Origin of the sequence: Vibrio sp. OPT24, from assembly GCF_015163545.1 — a bacterium.
GTDB classification, from domain to species: Bacteria; Pseudomonadota; Gammaproteobacteria; order Enterobacterales; family Vibrionaceae; genus Vibrio; species Vibrio cyclitrophicus.
Genome location: NZ_JADDYI010000081.1, coordinates 197,743 through 197,991, shown reverse-complemented (window position 1 = coordinate 197,991; position 249 = coordinate 197,743). Strand labels below are relative to the sequence as shown.

Here is a 249-nt window from a genome sequence, read left to right as displayed (position 1 = left end):
TCTCTTCAACTTCCACGTAGTAATCCACATCGTCGTTGTAGCTGTGTTGAATACATGTCACCACGATGCCTACTAAGCTTGCAGCCGCTAGCCACCAGATGTACCAGATCATTGCGAAGCCAAATGCCAACGCCCATGCAGAAACATAGATACCTGTCGGTGTGTTCTTCGGCATGTGAATACGTTCGTATTCTTCTTCCTGAGTTGGGTCAAACTCACCACTTTGCTTTTGATACCAGAACGAATCGA

Annotated in this window: 1 pseudogene; it reads right to left on the bottom strand. The window is 46.6% G+C overall.

From position 1 onward, the window contains the following. Positions 1 to 249, bottom strand: a pseudogene (locus IQO02_RS22320) (cytochrome o ubiquinol oxidase subunit I); the annotation flags it as partial.